Below are 18250 nucleotides of genomic sequence, written 5' to 3'. Positions count from 1 at the left end.
AAATCCCTTGCACGGCCGCGCCGGATCCACTCGCCGGGCCGTGCGCGGACCGCGCTCACCACGCGCCGGACACAGGCGGCGCACGGCTCGGCAATGTGCGCCGCCCACGCGAAGAACGCGGCCTGGAGCAGGGTAAGGAACGCCGCACCAGGATGAAGCCCCTTACGCAAACGCATAGGCTGGGCGGGTGAACGACCGCGTGGACGACACGAGCACAGTGGATGGCGCCGGCGCACGCTCCGGCGGACAACCCGGCGCGCGCGAATACCGCGTTGAGGAGCTGGCAAGAGCGGCCGGCATACCCGTCAGGACACTGCGCTTCTACCGCGAAAGGCGCCTCCTTCCGCCACCGCGACGCGACGGCCGTATCGCCTGGTACTCCGAGAGCCACCTCGCCAGGCTGCAGACGATCGCCGCGCTCCTGGAACGCGGCCACACCCTCGGCGGCATCGCAGAACTGATCACCGCATGGGAGAACGGCCGCACGCTCAACGGCGTGGCAGAGCTGCTCGGCCTCGGCGGCACCCTCGCGGCCCCCTGGTCCGACGAGACCCCGGTCGTCCTGACCCCTGAGGATCTCGCCGACTACTTCGGCGACGACGCCAGCCCGGAGAACCTGACCGCGGCTCTGGAAATCGGCTACATCTCCGTGGCGGGCGAGAGCGCACTGCACACCAGCCGCCGCCTGCTCGACGTGTCGGCCGCCCTCGTACGCGAAGGCGTACCGCTGGCGGCGGTCCTCGCCGCGGGCCGGGAGGTGCGCAGCCACGTCGACGCCATTGCCGAACTGTTCACCCAGGTCGTCAAGACCCATGTACTCGGCCCACTGGACGACGTACCGCCCGAGCAGGCCCAGCACATCTCCGACGCGATGCAGCGCCTTCGCCCGCTGGCCAAGGACATCGTCGACGCCGAGATGTCGCTGGCCATGGAACGCCGGGTGCGCATCGAGATCGACGCGTGGCTGCGCCGCCAGGCTGCCGCCTCGGACTCCGCGGCCGGCGCGCGGCACTCCGCGCCGTCCGAGGCCCAGCGAGACCCGCAGCGGCCCGCCGAGGGCGGCTGACCCGCGTATCGCGAGCGCCGCGCCCGACGACCTGCAAGAGTGGACAACAGTGACCCCTGGGAGGTGTCCCCCGTGCAACAGCCCCACGACGCCAGTGCGGAGCAGGCCATACTCGGCCGCATCAGCAAGATGGTCGCCGACGAGAAGGTGCTTCGCGATCTTCTCGCCGACGCCGGACCCGAAGGTGCGGACGAACGCGCGCGCCTGACCGCGCTGGAACACGAACTCGACCAGTGCTGGGACTTGCTGCGGCAGCGCCGCGCCCTGACCGAGGCAGGCGAGGACCCCGGTGGCGCCCGTGTCCGCCCCTCCTCGACGGTGGAGGGCTACCGGTCGTGACGACTCCCGGCGCAAAGGGCGACGCCGCGGCGGTGAGCGTCGCCGACGACCCGCAGGCCCGCCGCTACGAGGCCATGATCGGCGGCGAGCTGGCCGGCACGGCCGCGTACATCCGCACGCCCGAGGTGATCGCCTTCATCCACACGGAGGTGGACGCCGCCTACGAGGGCCACGGGATCGGCTCCGCACTGGCCCGGACCGCCCTGGACGACGCCCGCGCACAAGGGCTGCGGGTTCTGGCGATCTGCCCGTTCATTGCCGGGTGGCTGGCCAGGCACCCGGAGTACGACGATCTGCAGTTCGTACCGGAGAGCAGCGTCAGCGACTGACAACCGGAGCCGGTGCCCGCCAGCACCCGGCACCGTGATGTCGTTTTCTCGCCAGACCAGCACGGTGACGAGGAGCGATGCTGGTGGGGTGCATACGGACTTCGACGCCTGCGTACGCGCCGTCCAGTCGAAGGACGCCCGTTTCGACGGGTGGTTCTTCACGGCGGTGCTGACTACCCGCATCTATTGCCGGCCGAGTTGCCCGGCTGTCCCTCCGAAGGTCAAGAACATGACCTTCTACCCGAGCGCCGCCGCAGCACAGCAGGCCGGCTTCCGCGCCTGCAAGAGGTGCCGCCCCGACGCCAGCCCCGGCTCACCGCAGTGGAACGAGCGTGCCGACCTCGTCGCCCGTGCCATGCGGCTGATCGCCGACGGCGTGGTGGACCGCGACGGCGTCCCGGGGCTCGCCACCCGGCTCGGCTACAGCGCCCGCCAGGTGGAGCGCCAGCTGCTCGCGGAACTGGGCGCGGGACCCCTCGCACTGGCCCGCGCCCAGCGCGCCCAGACCGCGCGGCTGCTCATCGAGACCACCACCATGCCCATGGGCGAGATCGCCTTCGCGGCGGGCTTCGCCAGCATCCGCACCTTCAACGACACAGTGCGCGATGTCTTCGCCCTTGCGCCCGGCGAACTGCGCGCCCGGGTCGCCAGGGGCCGCCCCGCGGCCACGGCAGGCTCCATCGCACTGCGGCTGCCCTTCCGCCGCCCCCTCACCCCGGACAACCTCTTCGGCCACCTCGCGGCGACCGCAGTCCCAGGCGTCGAGGAATGGCGCGCGGGCGCGTTCCGCCGCACCCTGCGGCTGCCGCACGGCCCGGGCATCGTCGAATTGCGGCCGGAAACCGATCACATCGGCTGCCGGCTGTGGCTCACCGACTGGCGCGACCTCGCGCAGGCGATCAGCCGCTGCCGCCGGCTGCTCGACCTGGACGCCGACCCGCTGGCGGTGGACGCGCTACTGTCCGCCGACCCGGTTCTCGCTCCGCTGGTGGCCAAGTCACCGGGCCGGCGGGTGCCGCGGGTCACCGACGGGCCGGAGTTCGCGGTGCGCGCGGTGCTCGGGCAGCAGATCTCGACAGCCGCGGCCCGCACCCACGCCGGCCGCCTGGTGAGGGCCTACGGCGACCCCGTCGACGACCCCGCAGGCGGCCTGACCCACCTCTTCCCCTCCCCCGCCGCGCTGGCCGCCCACGACCCGGCGGAGCTGGCCATGCCGCAGAGCCGCAGGAACACGCTGGCAGCCCTGCTGAGCGCCCTGCAGAACGGCCACCTCGACCTGGACGTCGGCAGCGACTGGCAGCACGCACGGGCGCGGCTGGAGGCCCTGCCGGGCTTCGGGCCGTGGACGGTCGAGACGATCGCCATGCGGGCGCTCGGCGACCCCGACGCCTTCCTCCCGACCGACCTGGGCGTCCGCTACGCCGCCCGTGACCTCGGCCTGCCCGGCACACCGGCGGCGCTGACCCGGCATGCCGCGGCCTGGCAGCCGTGGCGGGCCTACGCGACGCAGTACCTGTGGGCGACGGGCGATCATCCGATCAACGTCCTGCCCACCGACCATCCTCAACCGGAAGGCGCTTCACGATGACGACGACGGCTCGCACGACCAAGGCTGCGACCCTGAGCGCATCCGCCCACACGATCATGGACAGCCCGGTCGGCCCACTGACCCTGGTCACCCGCGAGGGTGGCCTCGCGGGCCTGTACATGACGCAGCAGCGGCACAGGCCACCGCAGGAAACCTTCGGCTCGCAGGTCGCCGCCGACGACATCCCGGTCCTGGCCCGTACCACCGAGCAGCTGGCCGGGTACTTCGCCGGCGACATCACGGACTTCGACATCGACTTGTCGACATCAGGCACGCCGTTCCAGAGTCGGGTCTGGGCAGCCCTGCGCGACATCCCGTATGGCGAGACCGTTTCCTACGGCGAACTCGCCGCGGTCCTGGGGCAGCCCACTGCCTCCCGCGCAGTGGGCCTCGCCAACGGCAAGAATCCGGTCGGGATCATCGTCCCCTGTCACCGAGTGGTCGGCGCCAACGGCAGCATGACCGGTTACGGCGGCGGCCTGGAGCGCAAGCGCTGGCTGCTGAGCTTCGAGAGCGGCGCCCAGCAGGCAGTCTTGAGCTGACGTCCGGGCGGCTCAAGGTCCCCGCCGGGCGGGGCGTCAACCTGACGCCCCGCAACTCACCCCTCGGCCAGCGCCGCGCTCACCGGCTCGGGTGACGCGACGACGTCACTGCCACCGTCGTCGCCGCCGTCCGCCATCCCGCCGGAACGCCGTCGCCGCCACCAGCCGTAACCGGCAAGTGCGGCAACCCCGAGCAGCGACACCCCGGCGACGGCCTCGCCCTTGTGCAGCCCGGGCGGGGTGAAGGAGCAGGAGACGGACGTGGCACTGCCGTCAGCCGGCAGAGGTACGGACAGCAGACCCAGATACGGCCGACCGGGGTGGACGCTGCCGTTGCCCGCCGAGCACTGCCACCCGCTGATGGCCGGCGCCGCGATGACCGCGAACCCGCGTGAACCCCGCGGCAATTGCGCGGTGATGCCGTCGTCCGTCACCTGCTCGGATGTGGCAGCGGTCGCAGCGATCTGGCGTTCCGCAGCGGCGAGCTTGCCCATGTTGAGGCAGCCGATCGCGTCGGTGCCGAACGTGTTGGTCTCCAGGACGCGCATCGACAGCAGCACATGGCCGTCGGCCGGCGCATCACCCACATGCTCAGCAGCGGCCCGCCTCGACGTCGGGCGCCCCGTGAAGCGGATTTTCGGACCGCCGTCCGGCGGCTGCACACGGCTGAACACGTTCGGCGTGTAGAGATAGACCTGATCGCCCGCCGGGCAGACCGCATCGAGCTTGTAGGTGCTCCGCTTGGGATTGGCGTAGCCGCCGACCACATGGAAGCGGTCGCCGTCCGGCGGTATCAGGTTGCCGTCCCCGTCGTGCAGGGTGATCGGTCCCGGGGTGTCATAGACGTTGTGGCCGAGCAGCAGTTCCTGGTTGCGATAAGGCGATTCACCGTAGCCCGACGCGGGCTTGTCCGAGTGCACGGTGACCAGGGGCGGCACCTGCTGCCGGGTGATGGTCGAGGGCACCTTCTTCTGCGGGTTCCCCGGGTCGTGGGGGTCGAGCACCTGGTGGGACCGGGCACCGACGGAGAAGATCACATCGGTGACCGGACTGTTGAGGCTCTGCAGCGACCGTCCGTGCGAGGTCCACCCCCCGCCGAGCGAGGTCAGCGTGTAGGTCCAGATGTCGGGCGTCAGGCTGCTGTAGTAGGCGGCGCCCTGTCCGCCGACCATCATCGGATCGTTGCCGACGGTCTGCTCGCGGCCCGGGTCGGTGCGGTAGTCGGGCCAGTTGTCGGCCGACGCAATTGCCGCGACCTGCGAGTTCTGGCGGTTGCCCCACGGGGCGTAGTCGTCGAGCCTTTCGATGCGCTTGCGGTCGGACCAGGCGTTGGTGAAGGCCGACTGTCCGATCTGTACAACGACCAGGGCCACGACGGCGGCCACCACGAGACCCCTGCTGCGTACGAGTTCGGCACGCCCGAGCAGCAGCAGCGCCCCGATGGCCAGCACAAGGCCTGCGCCGAACACCGGGTATGTACCGGGGCTTGCCACCCCGTCGGCCGCGCCGACCGCGGCAATCACCGCCACGATGCCCATGGCCCCGGCGCCCCAGGCGATCTGCCGCAGCTTCGGCAGGCCGTGTGCGAGTCCCAGCCAGGCCGCGATGACCATCACACCGCTGAGCACGAAGGTCTGCCGAAACGCGCTGCCGTTGGGTGTGGCGAACGCATGCCATGCCAAGTGCGTCGGCTTCCACTGCATCGACAGCGTCACCGCCAGCACAAGGCCGGTCCACACCGTCCGCGTGCGCCGCGGCACATTCGGGTGGAAGGGCAGCACGAAGGCCAGCAGCAGCGCAGCAGTGTCGAGGTACACCGCCGGCGTCGCGAAGGTGTACGTGCCCGGCAGCAGGCGCACGAAGATGTCGGCCCAGGACGCCGGCTGGAACTCCTGGACCGCCCCCGGGTAGGCGAGTTTCGTGCCCTTGACGATCGTCAGCAGCAGCGGCGCGGTCAGACCGATGCCCAGCACCATGGACCGTGACGCGCGGCCGATCGACGTCAGCCAGTGCCGCCGGGTGGCGTCAGGCTCCATCAGCAGCAGTGCGATCAGCACCAGGGCCGAGCCGAGCGTGGCCATGTACGCGATGTAGAAGTTCGCCGTCCAGCCGAGCGCGACCACTGCCACCGACAGGAAAGGCCGCCGCCCTGTCCGCGCCCATTCCACGACCATGCAGAAGAGCGGGAAGGCGATCAGTCCATCCAGCCACATGGTGTTGTACGACGCCGCGGCGAGCGTCCAGCCGCACATCGCGTACGACGCGCCGAGCAGCCCCGCGGCCCACCAGCGCCCTCCGCGCAGCGTCAGCAGCAGACAGGCCATGGCCGCGGCTGCAGCGCCGATCTTCAGCACGGTGATGAAGTAGACGGCCAGGTCGATGCGGTCCCGCGGGAAGACCCCGACCAGCAGGGCGAACGGGCTGGAGAGGTACGTACCCAGGTCCGGCAGGAAGCTGGTGCCGTAACCGGACTGCCAGTTCAGCAGCAGCCCGCCGTCGGCCTTGCCATGAAGCAGGTCCCACAGATGGGCGTGGTACGGGATGAACTGGTTACCGAGGTCGTTGACGCTGCGGGTGCGCTTCCCGAAGGGATAGTTCTGCGCGAAGGCGTCACCGACGCAGAAGGCCAGCACTGCGGAGAAGGTGCCGAACAGCGCTGCCCGCCAGCGGTTGGCGGCACCGGCGGGGTCTTGCTGAACTGCCATCGGTCGATTTCCCCCGCTGTGCGCGATCCTGGTGATGTCGCCAGATCGTAGGCACGTATGCCCATCGGAATGATGGCGACCACCGGGCGAGCAGGTGAACAAGGAGCGCCCTGCCGGTGGTGCGCACTCGGTGTGCGAACCGCCCGGCAGGGCGCTCACCCGCGCGGGTGAGGTGCGGGTCAGATCACCGCCGGCTGCCGTTCCTCCGCGGCCGCCGGCTGCGCCTGAACGGCGAGGTTCTTGCGCAACTGCTCCCCCTCCACATCAACGTTGGGCAGCACGCGGTCCAGACGTCGCGGCAACCACCACGCGGCACGCCCCAGCAGCGCCAGCACCGCGGGCACGATGGTCATACGAACGATGAACGCGTCGAATGCCACCGCAATTGCCAAGCCGAATCCCATCATCTTGATCATCGGCTCAGACGATCCGATGAATCCGGCGAAGACGCTGATCATGATGACCGCGGCCGCTGACACCACCCGTGCGCCGTGAGTGAATCCGGTGACCACCGCCTGCCCCGGCGTCTCGCCGTGGACATAGGCCTCGCGCATGCGGGTGACGAGGAAGACCTCGTAGTCCATTGCGAGGCCGAACACCACACCGATCAGGAAGATCGGCATCATGCTCATGATCGGTCCGGTCTGCTCCACTCCGATCAGACCGGCCAGCCAGCCCCACTGGAAGACCGCCACCACCGCACCGAGCGCGGCGAGCACCGACAACAGGAAGCCGAGCGCAGCCTTGAGGGGCACCAGGACCGACCGGAACACGATCATCAGCAGCAGGAAGGCCAGGCCGACGACCAGCGCCAGGTAGGGCACCAGCGCATCGTTGAGCCGCTGCGAGACGTCGATGTTCATCGCGGTGGTGCCGGTCACCAGGACCTCGGCGCCGGTGGCTTTCGTGAACTCACCCGAATGGCCTCGGATGACATGCACCAGGTCCTCGGTCTGCGCGCTGCTCGGCTTGGACTCCGGCACCACACTCAGCGTCGCGGCGTCACCCTTGGGGTTGAACGCCGGTTCGGTCACCGTCTTGACGTCGTCGAAACCGGCGATCGCCTTCTTGACCTGTTGCGCCGCCGCCTTGGGGTTGTCGCTGTGCGCACCATCGACCACGATCATGAGGGGCCCGTTGAAGCCCGCTCCGAAGCCGTCGGACAGCATGTCGTATGCCTTGCGCTGGGTGGTGCTGACCGGCTGCGAGCCGTCGTCGGGCAGACCCAGTTGCATGCTGCTCATCGGTACGGCCGCCAGCCCCAGCGCGACCACGCCCGCCAGCAGGAACGGAACGCGCCGTCGCACCACCAGCCGCGCCCAGCGCGTCCCCATGTTGGGCTTGCCGTCGGCGACCGCTCGGCCCTTGCGCACCTTGCGGGTGAGTACCTTGGGACCGGCGAAGCCGAGCAGCGCAGGAATCAGGGTCAGGGCGATCAGCACGGCCAGCGCCACGGTGCCGGCCGCCGCGAGGCCCATCTTGCTGAGCATCGGGATGTTGACGACCGACAGGCCGGCCAGCGCGATCAGGACGGTGAGTCCCGCGAAGACGACCGCGGACCCGGCGGTGCCGACCGCGCGCCCTGCCGCGTCCTCGCCGTCTCGGCCCTCCATCAGCTCATGGCGGTGGCGCGAGACGATGAAGAGGGCGTAGTCGATGCCGACCGCCAGTCCGATCATCGACGCAAGCGTCGACGACGTGGCGGACAGGCCGAACGTGCTCGCCAGCGCGGTGATCGACGCGATACCGACGCCGACACCCATGATGGCGGTCAACAGGGGCAGCCCTGCCGCGACCAGTGAACTGAACGTGATCAAGAGCACGACCGCGGCAATACCGACGCCAATGACCTCGCTGTTGCCCGTGGACGGCGACGCCTCCAGCGCGGTGCCGCCTGCCTCGACCGTCAATCCGGCGTCCCTGCCGTGCTGAGCGGCGTTCTCGATCGCGTTGTGCGTGGCATCGGTGATCTCGGCGGACTTGGCCTGGTAAGTGACCGTCGTATAAGCGGTGGTGCCGTCCTTGCTGACCGCGTCTGCGGTGTACGGATCGGCGACCGTGGCCTTCTGGGGGCTCTGCCCCAGCTCGGCGACGACCTTCTCCACAGCAGCCTTGTTCGGCCCGGCGGTGACCTTCTGGCCGCCGGGCGCCTTGAACACCATGCGCGCGCTGGCGCCGTCGGCGTTGGTCCCGGGGAAACGTTCATGCAGCAGGTCGAAGGCCTTCTGCGCCTCCGTGCCCGGCACCGTGAAGTTGTCCGCCGGCGCAGACGGTGCTGTCGCTGCGCCGACACCCGCGAGGGCGAGCAGCGCGACCCAGACGAGGACGACGTATCGCCGTCGCCGGAAGGCGAACCGGCCCAGTTTGTAGAGGAAAGTGGCCATGGAGGCAGGGGCTCCCGTCAGGAAGGGTCGGAAATGGGCGTGTGGAACCAGCCCGACGACGAGAGCGGCGTGTCAGGTAGGGCAGGTCAGAAGGTCTTCAGAAAAGTGAGCGGCGGCATTGGGGCATACCGAACCGCTCAAACGGCGTGCTTGTGCGCTGATCGTCCCGTTGGTGAGACGTACTGGTGGGGCTTATGACAGGCCGAGAGCGGGGACGACCACGGCGTCGATGTATCTGTGGCTGTACTCGGGATCGGCGTCGATGCCCTCGATGATGGGACGCGCCATTGCGCCGCCGAACAACATGTGCGGGATGAACTCGCTCGCCGGGTTGTCGGCGGCCAGTTCACCGCGGTCCACCGCCCGCCGCACCAGAACGCGGAAGCTGTCCAGCTCCGGCTCGATCAGCAGTTCCCGCAGGGCGCGGAAAAGATCTTCGTTCCGGAAGGCGGCGTGCGCGAGGCCGCGCATCAGCTCCTGGTCGCGCTTGGTCTCGTTCTCGTCGTGGCAGCGGATCAGCTCGTGCAGGTCCCCTGCGATCGACCCGGTGTCGATGTCCGCGAGGGACACCGGCTTGGAATGCCGCAGCGCGGTGGCGACCAGTTCCGGCTTGCCCTTCCACTGGCGGTAGAGGGTGGCCTTGCTCGACCGCGTACGGGCAGCGACCGCGTCCATGGTCAGCGCTTCGTAGCCAACCTCCCGCAGCAGCTCGACCACCGCCTCGTACAGTTCCCGCTCACGCTCGGGAGTCAGGCGGGTACGACGCGCGGCGGACGCCTGAGCCGTCATGTCCTGACCTCCGAAATCCACTGGTTGGCGGGCACAGCGTACGGCGTCGTTCTATGAGTCGGATACAGCGCGTAGCCTCGTCATCGAAACGATGTCGTACACCTAGAGCGTAGACGACCCACGATCGAAACGCCACCGTTTCGATCGTGGGTCGTATCACTCGCCTGCCGCGCAACCGCACTGTCCGCCCCGCGGTCGATTCCCGACGCACATTGCGCAGCCGACGAAGGTCGTCACCTGTCCCCGCGGCAAAACGCCGGCGCCGGCAGCGGCCTCACGCCGGCAGGGCCAGGGTGTGCCCGGTGTGTTCGACCTTGGCGCGTAGGTAACGGACATTGGCGTCGGAGATGTGCACCCCGGTCGGCACCCGCTCGGCCACCTGCGTACCGAGCTGAGCCAATTGCCGCGCCTTGTCGGGATTGTCGCTCAGCAGCCGGATGGCAGCCACCCCGAGTGCGTTGAGCATCTGCGCCGCGGCCGTGTAGTCGCGCTCGTCCTCGCCCCGGCCCAGCGCACGGTTCGCCTCGTACGTGTCCAGGCCGTCGTCCTGCAGCGCGTATGCGTCGAGCTTCGCGTACAGGCCGATACCGCGGCCCTCCTGTCGCAGGTAGAGGAGATAGCCGCCACGCTCGCCTATACGCTCCAGGGCTTCCCGCAGCTGCGGGCCACAGTCGCAGCGCTGGGAGCCGAAGACGTCACCAGTGAGGCATTCCGAGTGCGGCCGCACCAGCGGTACCGCCACGCCCTCGTAGTCGCCGATCCCGAGCGCCAGATGCTCCTTGCCGTCGGCCAGCCCGGTGAAGGTGAAGACGTCCACGGTGGTCTCCCACCCGTCGGAGAACCGCAGCGGAACGCGCACCTTGGTACGGACAGCGGCGGCGGGCGGTACAGCGGACACCGCTGCGGGCACCGGGCTTGCGTCTGCCGACATAGCGACTCCCTCGTAAGATCTTGAAAACTCAAGCTCTTGCGGGCGCCGGAATATTTCCGCGTCGGCCCGTGGCCCACGTCACATCATCGGTTCAACGGCGGCCTGCCGAGCGGCGGTCGGAGGGACTACTACTACGACCATCGGGTCATACGCCCCCCAGTCGCCAACACTCCGCACGGCTCAGGCATGCTGACGCGGTGAGAAGAGCGGTCGGTCACGGCAGCGATCAGGCGGGCGTGTGCATTCGGTACTGACCGGGTTCCTGCCCATCTGGGCCGTCACCGCGCTCGGCTGGCTCGGCGGCCGCTACCGCCTCCTCGGCGACGGTGCCCAACACGTGCTGGGCAGGTTCGCGTTCACCTTCGCAATGCCGTCGCTGCTGTTCCTGACCATGGCCAAGTCCCATGCCGGTGACCTTGCAACCGCCGGTGTCGGCGTCTTCGCGGCAAGTCTCGTCGCCGTCTTCGCAACAGGCCTCGCGCTCAGCCGCTGGGTCTTCCACCGCCGCCAGGCCGATCAGGCGATCGGTGCGATGTGCGCGGCATACGTCAACTCGGCGAACCTCGGCATCCCCGTCGCTGTGCACGTCCTGCACGACACGTCGTTCATCATCGCGGCCGCCCTCTTCCAGATGCTGTTCATCACACCGCTGATCCTGGTGCTCATAGATCTCGACACTCATCGCGGCAGCGGCGACCTCTGGCCGCGCATGCTGCGACTGCCGTTTCGCAATCCCGTCATCGCCGCGTCGGCGGCCGGCCTGGTTGTCGCCGCCTTCGGCAAGGGTGACGACCTGCCCGGCGCGTTGACATCGCCCCTGCAGATACTCGGCGGCGCCGCCGTGCCCACGGCGCTCTTCGCCCTCGGCATGTCCCTCAACGCCCGCACCCGCCCGACTCCCGCGGGCCGCACGGAACGCCGCCTCCTGGTTGCACTGAAGATCGCGGTTCAACCGGCGCTGGCTTACGTACTCGCGCGCTACTGTGTCGGGCTCTCCGGCCACGCCCTCTTCGCCGTGGTGATGTGCGCCGGATTGCCGACCGCGCAGAACGCGTTCATCTTCGCCTCCGAGTACGACCTGGACACCGACCTGCCTCGCGACACCGTGCTCCTGTCCACCCTGCTGTCCATGGCGTCGCTGTCGCTGATCGCCTATCTGCTTGCCTAGCCGCACGAACCGGTCCCCCTATGCCCTGCTTAGCACAGGCCGGCTGACGTACCAGGGGTGTGCGGGGGGCGTCGGCGTGGAGTCGGCGTCGAAGGCAGAGGCCGACCAGATCGCCCTGGCCGACGGCGCCGCGGTGTTTCGCCCCGGACTTCATCCGCGGGCATTGGCGGCTCCGCACGCCGCCTCCGGCCGCCCACAGACCCGCGGTGTCCGCTGCTGCCGCCTCGCGCCTCCTGCGCCTCCGTGGTCGCACTGGTGCTGGACGAGGCGCAGACGCACAACCACGGTGGCGGAGTTGCCACACCCCTCGCCTCGGCTCCGGCTCGGCAATATCGACGACCGAAAGCGCCGGCCTTCCGGGGAAGCCGCACAGGCGGATCTCCTGACGGACATGGTCATGGCATACGAGTGCCGGAAACGACAGAGATCCCGACTGACCATGATGGCCAGCGGGATCTCGTCAATCGCTCCCGCTCTCTCGCGAGAACGGAATTGTTGTGGACCTGAGGGGATTCGAACCCCTGACCCCCTCGATGCGAACGAGGTGCGCTACCGGACTGCGCCACAGGCCCTTGCAACGAGGGAAACTCTAGCATCCCGGCACGGGTGGTCGTGAACGCGATATCGGCTGGCGGGAGCGCTACTCGTTTGCCGCGCGCGGACGGTCGGGGTCGGCGTACTGGTCGAACAGCGGAGTGCGGGTGGTACGCGGTCGCGGACGGGCCGGAGGGGCCGCCGGCGGCGCGGTGGGCTCGGGAGTCGGCGTCGTCCCCGAGCGGGCTGAGCTCCAGGTGTCGGCCGCGGTGAGGTCCACGCCGTCAGTGGTGCGCGGCGCGACCGGGGCAGTGACGTAGGTGGGCAGCGGCACCGGTACGGGGTCCCAGCCGTCGTCTGCCGACTGCTGGGCACGCTGCTGATCGACCCACTCGGCGTGGTCCGTCTGCTCGACCAGCGCGCGGCGGTCGGCCGTACGCGGTGACGGCGTGGGAACCGCCGGAGCGGGCGCCGCGGCTTCCTCGGCGGGCACAGCAGGCAGTTCCGCCCGGGCTCGCTCCTGGCGGGCGCGGTCAGGCCGGGCACGCAGGCGCCGCGCCGCCTCCGCGGCATGGCGCTGATCCAGGCGTACCTCGTAGCGACGGCGTTCCTGGCGGCGCATCTGGCCGATGTAGACCGTCAGCAGCGCGGCCGGGATCGCGGGCGCCCAGAGCAGCCCGAAGCCGCCCACTGCCGCGGCGACGGCGCCGACGGTGAACGCGAGGAAGAGCAGCGTGGTCGTCCGGCGGCGCCGGGCGAGCACCTGAGCACGGGGGTCCGGGCGCGTCGCGCCGGTTCCCGCCGTACGGTCGCGGCCGGCGACGGGGCGCACCTCGGTCGCGGGCACAGCAAGGCCGCGGACGTCCACAACGTCCGCGGGGTCGAGGTCGTCCTCGACGTCGCCGCTACCGGGCTCGACGTTCTCACCTCGCGCTTTGGCGACGCGCCGCTCCATCGCCGCCCGCCCGGACAGCAGCCGGATGGCGGTACTGAAGCGTTCCGTCGGACGCGCTTCGTTGAGCTCGTCCTGCCTACGGAGCCACATCGGCACCAGGTAGGCAGCCCAGGCCCCGACGATGACTGCGTAGATGAGGCCACTACTGCTCACGCGTTACACGGTAGGGGGGATCGAGACACGCCATACGGAATTTGGCCCGGTGTGTCGCACGATCTGGCTGATAGGCCGAGATTTTTTTGCGATAGGCTTCATTTTCGAACAGTTGTCTTATTTTTGGGATGCACCGGGCTTCGCCTGATGCCACCGGTTGAGCAAGCCTTCGGGTACTTCCTCGGCGGTGAGCGCGTAGACCAGATGGTCGCGCCAGCCGCCGTCGATATGGAGATACCGCGGGCGGAGCCCCTCCTCCCGGAAGCCGAGCTTTTCGGCGACCCGGCGGCTCGGTCCGTTCTCGGGCCGAATGCACACCTCGACGCGGTGCAGTCCGACGCGGCGGAAGCAGTGGTCGACGGCGAGCGCGACCGACGTCGGCATCACCCCGCGGCCTGCCACCGCCTCGTCCACCCAGTAGCCGATGTGCGCGGAGCACATCGACCCCCAGGTGATACCCGCGACGGTGAGCTGGCCTGCCAGCCGGCCCTGGTAGTCGATGACGAACGGCAGCATGCGTCCGGCGCTCGCCTCGCTGCGCAGATGGCGCACCATCTGTCGATATGTCGGCCGCTGGGCGATGTGGCCCGGTGGCGCCGGCGGCACGGTGGCCTCCCAGGGGCGCAGCCAGTCGCGGTTGCGACGGTTGACCTCACGCCATGCACGCTGGTCGCGCATTCTGATCGGGCGGAGGGTGATGTCACCGTCCACCAGTTCCGTCGGCCAGGACCCGTTCAGCTCGGTCTCCCAGGGACTGAAGGTTCCGAAGGCGCGGAAGTCGGATGATCGCCGCCCTGAATCTGATCAACTGCGTGCGCCAGGAGAGGGGTGAGTACCGCCAGCCCGTCCTTGACCCCGCCGGTCGACCCGGGGAGGTTCACCACCAGTGTGCGGCCCGCGACCCCCGCAATACCGCGGGAAAGTACCGCGGTCGGCACCTTCTCCCGCCCTGCGGCCCGGATCGCCTCGGCAATGCCGGGGATTTCGTAGTCCAGCACCTGGCGCGTCGCCTCAGGGGTCCGGTCGGTCGGTGAGATGCCGGTGCCGCCGGTGGTGACCACGACGTCGTAACCGGCGGCTGCTGCCGCCCGCAGCGCCTGACCGACCGGCTCGCCATCCTGGACGATCTGCGGCCCGTCGACAGCGAACCCGAGGGCCTCCAGCGCGCTGACGATCAACGGTCCACCGCGGTCCTCGTACACTCCCGCGGCTGCGCGATTGGAAGCGGTCACAGCAAGTGCCCGCATGGCAGCGGTTCCACCGGTCATGATCGGTGCCAGTCGCCGGACTTGCCGCCGGTCTTGTCCTCGACTCGCACGTCTGTGATGACCGCTGCCTTGTCCACGGCTTTGACCATGTCGATGACGGTGAGGGCCGCGACGCTGACAGCAGTCAGCGCCTCCATCTCCACGCCGGTGCGGTCCGTGGTCTTGACCGTGGCGGTGATCTCCACTGCGTCGTCCGCGACCTCCAGGTCGACGGTGACGCCCGAGACTGCCAGCGGATGACACAGCGGGATCAGCTCAGGGGTTCGCTTGGCACCCATGATGCCGGCGATACGCGCCGTGGCAATTGCGTCGCCTTTGGGCACGCCGCCACCACGCAGCAGTTCTACGACGTCAGGGCTGACCAGGACCCGCCCGCTCGCGCGGGCGGAGCGGGCGGTCACGTCCTTGGCGGAGACGTCGACCATATGGGCCGCGCCTGCCTCGTCGAGGTGGGTGAGGTGATGCTGCGCGCTGCTCATCGTTCTCCCGGTGCGGTCTCTAGGGCAGACACCGTACCGGCAGGCGCGGCTCCGCGCCCCGGGACCCCGCACGCACCGTTCCGGGGACCTAGCCCAGCACCACGACGTCGACCTCGCCGCCGGCTTCCATCGAGGTCACAGCCTCGGGGACGACGATCAGGGCGTTGGCATGGGCGAGTGCTGCAACCAGGTGCGATCCGGCGCCACCCACCGGGGTCACCGTGCCCGAGGTCCGGTCGTAGCGGCCGCGCAGGAACTGGCGGCGCCCTTCAGGTGAGCTGTCGATCGCGGTCACGCACGCGGCCCGTACGACGTCCCGGTGCACGGATTCTGCGCCCATCAGCGTCCGGATGGCGGGGCGGACGAAGAGTTCGAACGAGACGTATGCACTGACCGGGTTACCGGGCAGGGCCAGCAGTGGGATGCGGTCGGGGCCGACCCGGCCGAAACCCTGCGGCTTGCCCGGCTGCATGGCCAGCTTGCGGAACTCGACGTGGCCATGAGCGCCGCCCGAACCGTCCTCGGCGTCGTCCATTGTGCCGCCGAGGGAAGACAGCGCTTCCTTTACGACGTCATATGCACCGACGCTGACGCCGCCGGTGGTGACGATGATGTCGGCGCGGACCATCTGGTCCTCGATGGTGGCGCGCAACGTCTCGACCTCGTCGATGACGGCGCCGACACGATAGGCAATGGCTCCGGCGTCACGGGCGGCGGCAGTCAGGACGAAGCTGTTGGAGTCGTGGATGCGCCCGGGTCCCAGTTCGTCACCCGGCTGGACCAGTTCGCTCCCGGTCGACAGCACGACAACGCGCGGGCGCGGCCTGACCTTGACCTGGCCGCGGCCGATCGCAGCCAGCAGGCCGATCTGCGGGGGGCCGAGGACCGTACCCGCGGCGAGGGCCAGCTCGCCTGCCGCGACGTCGCTGCCTCGTGCTCGTACGAACTGCCCCTTCCTGGCCCCCTGGTGCACCCGCACCTCGCCGCCGGCACCGGACGGGTCCAGGCTGTGAGCGGCCATCGTGGTGGCCGGTCCACCGCCGGTTCCCCCGTCGGTCCACTCGACTGGGACTACGGCCTCAGCGCCGGGCGGCAGCGGGGCGCCCGTCATGATCCTCGCGGCCTGGCCGGGGCCGACCGCGGGCAGCGCGTCGCTGCCCGCAGCCACGTCGCCGACGACTTCCAGCACGGCGGGATGCTCCAGCGTTGCGGCCTGCGTGTCGGCGACACGTACCGCATAGCCGTCCATGGAGCTGTTCTCGAACGGCGGCAGCGCCACCGGCACAGTGACGTCCTCGACCAGCACACATCCCTGGGCATCGAGCAGTTGCAGCTCGATCGCCTCCAGCGGGGTCAGCTGGCCCAGGATGCTGTCCAGGTACTCGGTGACGGACCACACATGGTCGGCGCCGTGGCTCACTCTTGCATCTCCTCGGTGACGTACGAACGCAGCCAGGTCCGGAATTCCGGTCCCAGATCGTCACGCTCGCATGCCAGTCGGACAATCGCCCGCAGATAGTCGCCCCGGTCGCCGGTGTCATAGCGGCGGCCGCTGAAGACGACGCCATGTACCGGGCCGCCCGTGTCGTCCCTGTGGGACAGGTCGCGCAGGGCGTCGGTCAGCTGGATCTCGTCATTGCGACCGGGGACGACCTTACGGATGGCGTCGAAAACCGCGGGATCCAGGACGTACCGGCCGATGATCGCGTAATTGGACGGCGCCTGATCGGCTTCGGGCTTCTCCACCAGGTCGGTGACCCGGACGACATCACCGTCGCCGGTGGGCACTATGGCGGCCGCACCGTAGAGGTGGATCTGCTCGGGCGCGACCTCCATGAGCGCGATGACGCTTCCACCGTACTGCTCCTGCACGTCGATCATGCGGGCGAGCAGCCGGTCGCGCGGGTCGATCAGGTCGTCGCCGAGCAGCACCGCGAACGGCTGGTCCCCTACATGCGGCTCAGCGCACAAGACTGCGTGGCCAAGGCCCTTGGGATCACCCTGGCGTACGTAGTGCATGGTGGCGAGGTCACTGGATTCGCGCACTCGCGCGAGCCGCGACTTGTCACCCTTGCGGCTGAGTGTCTCCTCCAGCTCGTAGTTGCGGTCGAAGTGATCCTCCAGCGGGCGCTTGTTCCGACCGGTGATCATGAGCACATCGGACAACTGCGCCGAGACGGCTTCCTCGACCACGTACTGAATCGCCGGTTTGTCCACCACAGGGAGCATCTCCTTGGGTGTCGCCTTGGTCGCCGGCAGGAAGCGGGTGCCGAGACCGGCTGCTGGGATCACAGCCTTGCTGATCCGGGTACGTGTGCGCGTCATGCGCTACACCATAGCGTTCGCGTATGTGAGGAAGATGAAGAACCGGATCATCACAGCTGGTATACAGCGGTCGTGGATGGTATGAGCAGGATTCGAGCGCAAAAGACGGAGCTGCGGGCACAAATCCTGCGCGCCAGAGGCAAGTTGACCGTCGACCAGCGCGAGGTGGCGGCGAGGGCGCTCACGGAGAGGGTACGCGGCCTTCCCGAGTGGTCCGACATGGGCACCGTGGCCGCCTACGTCTCGATGGGCACGGAGCCCGGCACAGGCCCGCTCATCGAGGGACTACGCAAGGCCGGTACCCGAGTACTACTGCCCGTCCTGCTGTCCGACAACGACCTCGACTGGGCCGAGTACAACGGCCCTGACGCCCTGGCGCGGGCCAGGCGCGGGCTGTTCGAGCCGACCGGTCCCCGGCTGGGACCCGACGCCGTCACACAGGCCCAGCTGATACTGCTGCCGGGTCTCGCCGTGGACTCCAACGGCGTGCGTCTGGGCCGCGGTGGCGGCTCCTACGACCGCGCGCTCGCCCGAGTCCGGCGGGCCGCCACCCACCCGGCTCTGGTCGTACTTCTGTACGCGGACGAGGTGGTCGCGTCGGTCCCGAACGAACCTCACGACCACCTCGTGGACGCCGCCCTCACCCCTGAGGGCGTGCACCGCTTCCGCGGTTGACGTTTCCCGGCGTAAGGGCA

Annotated in this window: 17 protein-coding genes and 1 tRNA gene; 7 read left to right on the top strand and 11 right to left on the bottom strand. The window is 69.4% G+C overall.

Translation table 11 applies throughout. The annotated features are described in order from the left end of the window. Nucleotides 1-217: 217 nt before the first annotated feature. The 5 genes from NFU81_RS39800 (at nucleotide 218) to NFU81_RS39780 (ending at nucleotide 3864) form a co-directional block, all read left to right on the top strand. A complete protein-coding gene (locus tag NFU81_RS39800) occupies nucleotides 218-1066 on the top strand; it encodes a MerR family transcriptional regulator (RefSeq protein WP_251502275.1) in 849 nt (282 codons plus the stop codon). 72 nt (nucleotides 1067-1138) lie between these two features. After that, nucleotides 1139-1405 carry a DUF2630 family protein gene (locus NFU81_RS39795; protein ID WP_274037054.1) on the top strand — a complete coding sequence of 89 codons (267 nt, stop codon included), beginning with the start codon at nucleotides 1139-1141 and terminating at the stop codon, nucleotides 1403-1405. Then, entirely contained in the window at nucleotides 1402-1734 is a 333-nt protein-coding gene (locus tag NFU81_RS39790) for a GNAT family N-acetyltransferase (RefSeq protein WP_274037055.1), read from the top strand. The genes NFU81_RS39795 and NFU81_RS39790 overlap by 4 nt, the downstream gene beginning before the upstream one ends. Nucleotides 1735-1822: 88 nt before the next feature. Next, a complete protein-coding gene (locus NFU81_RS39785; protein ID WP_251502005.1) occupies nucleotides 1823-3322 on the top strand; it encodes an AlkA N-terminal domain-containing protein in 1500 nt (499 codons plus the stop codon). Next, nucleotides 3319-3864: a methylated-DNA--[protein]-cysteine S-methyltransferase gene (locus tag NFU81_RS39780; RefSeq protein WP_251502002.1), complete on the top strand. Its 546-nt coding sequence runs from the start codon at nucleotides 3319-3321 to the stop codon at nucleotides 3862-3864. The genes NFU81_RS39785 and NFU81_RS39780 overlap by 4 nt, the downstream gene beginning before the upstream one ends. A gap of 56 nt (nucleotides 3865-3920) precedes the next feature. Here NFU81_RS39780 and NFU81_RS39775 read toward each other — a convergent pair whose 3' ends face one another. The 4 genes from NFU81_RS39775 to NFU81_RS39760 all read right to left on the bottom strand — a co-directional run bounded on the left by NFU81_RS39775 (nucleotide 3921) and on the right by NFU81_RS39760 (nucleotide 10673). Then, nucleotides 3921-6569 (bottom strand): YfhO family protein, encoded by a 2649-nt coding sequence (locus NFU81_RS39775; protein ID WP_251501999.1) that lies wholly within the window; start codon nucleotides 6567-6569, stop codon nucleotides 3921-3923. 179 nt (nucleotides 6570-6748) lie between these two features. Next, nucleotides 6749-8953 (bottom strand): MMPL family transporter, encoded by a 2205-nt coding sequence (locus tag NFU81_RS39770; RefSeq protein ID WP_251501996.1) that lies wholly within the window; start codon nucleotides 8951-8953, stop codon nucleotides 6749-6751. Between the two features lie 192 nt (nucleotides 8954-9145). After that, on the bottom strand, nucleotides 9146-9742 hold the full coding sequence (locus tag NFU81_RS39765) for a TetR/AcrR family transcriptional regulator (protein ID WP_251501994.1): 597 nt from the start codon (nucleotides 9740-9742) through the stop codon (nucleotides 9146-9148). 274 nt (nucleotides 9743-10016) lie between these two features. Continuing rightward, nucleotides 10017-10673, bottom strand: coding sequence for a GTP cyclohydrolase II (locus NFU81_RS39760; protein ID WP_251501991.1), 657 nt, complete (start codon nucleotides 10671-10673; stop codon nucleotides 10017-10019). A 238-nt stretch (nucleotides 10674-10911) separates the two neighbouring features. Between NFU81_RS39760 and NFU81_RS39755 the strand changes: the two genes are divergently transcribed. Continuing rightward, on the top strand, nucleotides 10912-11841 hold the full coding sequence (locus tag NFU81_RS39755; protein WP_251501988.1) for an AEC family transporter: 930 nt from the start codon (nucleotides 10912-10914) through the stop codon (nucleotides 11839-11841). Between the two features lie 498 nt (nucleotides 11842-12339). Here NFU81_RS39755 and NFU81_RS39750 read toward each other — a convergent pair. From NFU81_RS39750 to galU, 7 genes are all read right to left on the bottom strand, one after another. Next, nucleotides 12340-12413 (bottom strand) — tRNA-Ala (locus tag NFU81_RS39750). A gap of 68 nt (nucleotides 12414-12481) precedes the next feature. Further along, on the bottom strand, nucleotides 12482-13483 hold the full coding sequence (sepX, locus tag NFU81_RS39745; RefSeq protein WP_251501985.1) for a divisome protein SepX/GlpR: 1002 nt from the start codon (nucleotides 13481-13483) through the stop codon (nucleotides 12482-12484). A 117-nt stretch (nucleotides 13484-13600) separates the two neighbouring features. Continuing rightward, on the bottom strand, nucleotides 13601-14221 hold the full coding sequence (locus NFU81_RS39740) for a GNAT family N-acetyltransferase (RefSeq protein ID WP_251502269.1): 621 nt from the start codon (nucleotides 14219-14221) through the stop codon (nucleotides 13601-13603). Further along, nucleotides 14218-14751, bottom strand: a complete 534-nt coding sequence (locus tag NFU81_RS39735) for a MogA/MoaB family molybdenum cofactor biosynthesis protein (RefSeq protein WP_251501983.1) — start codon at nucleotides 14749-14751, stop codon at nucleotides 14218-14220. The genes NFU81_RS39740 and NFU81_RS39735 overlap by 4 nt, the downstream gene beginning before the upstream one ends. Then, the gene (gene moaC / locus NFU81_RS39730) at nucleotides 14748-15230 is read right to left on the bottom strand and encodes a cyclic pyranopterin monophosphate synthase MoaC (protein WP_251501981.1); all 483 of its coding nucleotides are present in this window, start codon (nucleotides 15228-15230) and stop codon (nucleotides 14748-14750) included. Before moaC ends, NFU81_RS39735 begins: the two co-directional genes overlap by 4 nt. 88 nt (nucleotides 15231-15318) lie before the next feature. Further along, nucleotides 15319-16650: a molybdotransferase-like divisome protein Glp gene (gene glp, locus NFU81_RS39725; RefSeq protein WP_251501979.1), complete on the bottom strand. Its 1332-nt coding sequence runs from the start codon at nucleotides 16648-16650 to the stop codon at nucleotides 15319-15321. Next, nucleotides 16647-17555: a UTP--glucose-1-phosphate uridylyltransferase GalU gene (gene galU / locus NFU81_RS39720; RefSeq protein ID WP_251501976.1), complete on the bottom strand. Its 909-nt coding sequence runs from the start codon at nucleotides 17553-17555 to the stop codon at nucleotides 16647-16649. The genes glp and galU overlap by 4 nt, the downstream gene beginning before the upstream one ends. 81 nt (nucleotides 17556-17636) lie before the next feature. Between galU and NFU81_RS39715 the strand changes: the two genes are divergently transcribed. Then, on the top strand, nucleotides 17637-18230 hold the full coding sequence (locus tag NFU81_RS39715; protein WP_251501973.1) for a 5-formyltetrahydrofolate cyclo-ligase: 594 nt from the start codon (nucleotides 17637-17639) through the stop codon (nucleotides 18228-18230). Nucleotides 18231-18250: the final 20 nt, after the last annotated feature.

It is taken from the genome of Actinacidiphila cocklensis (assembly GCF_907177275.1).
Classification (GTDB): Bacteria; Actinomycetota; Actinomycetes; order Streptomycetales; family Streptomycetaceae; genus Actinacidiphila; species Actinacidiphila cocklensis.
This window is presented reverse-complemented; position numbering and strand designations above follow the sequence as displayed.

Bases quoted from the DNA above. Each gene is read 5' to 3' on its own strand.
- NFU81_RS39780 (WP_251502002.1), top strand. From the start codon at position 3,319: ATGACGACGACGGCTCGCACGACCAAGGCTGCGACCCTGAGCGCATCC.
- NFU81_RS39775 (WP_251501999.1), bottom strand. From the start codon at position 6,569: ATGGCAGTTCAGCAAGACCCCGCCGGTGCCGCCAACCGCTGGCGGGCA.
- NFU81_RS39770 (WP_251501996.1), bottom strand. From the start codon at position 8,953: ATGGCCACTTTCCTCTACAAACTGGGCCGGTTCGCCTTCCGGCGACGG.
- NFU81_RS39765 (WP_251501994.1), bottom strand. From the start codon at position 9,742: ATGACGGCTCAGGCGTCCGCCGCGCGTCGTACCCGCCTGACTCCCGAG.
- NFU81_RS39760 (WP_251501991.1), bottom strand. From the start codon at position 10,673: ATGTCGGCAGACGCAAGCCCGGTGCCCGCAGCGGTGTCCGCTGTACCG.
- NFU81_RS39735 (WP_251501983.1), bottom strand. From the start codon at position 14,751: ATGACCGGTGGAACCGCTGCCATGCGGGCACTTGCTGTGACCGCTTCC.
- moaC (WP_251501981.1), bottom strand. From the start codon at position 15,230: ATGAGCAGCGCGCAGCATCACCTCACCCACCTCGACGAGGCAGGCGCG.
- galU (WP_251501976.1), bottom strand. From the start codon at position 17,555: ATGACGCGCACACGTACCCGGATCAGCAAGGCTGTGATCCCAGCAGCC.
- NFU81_RS39715 (WP_251501973.1), top strand. From the start codon at position 17,637: ATGAGCAGGATTCGAGCGCAAAAGACGGAGCTGCGGGCACAAATCCTG.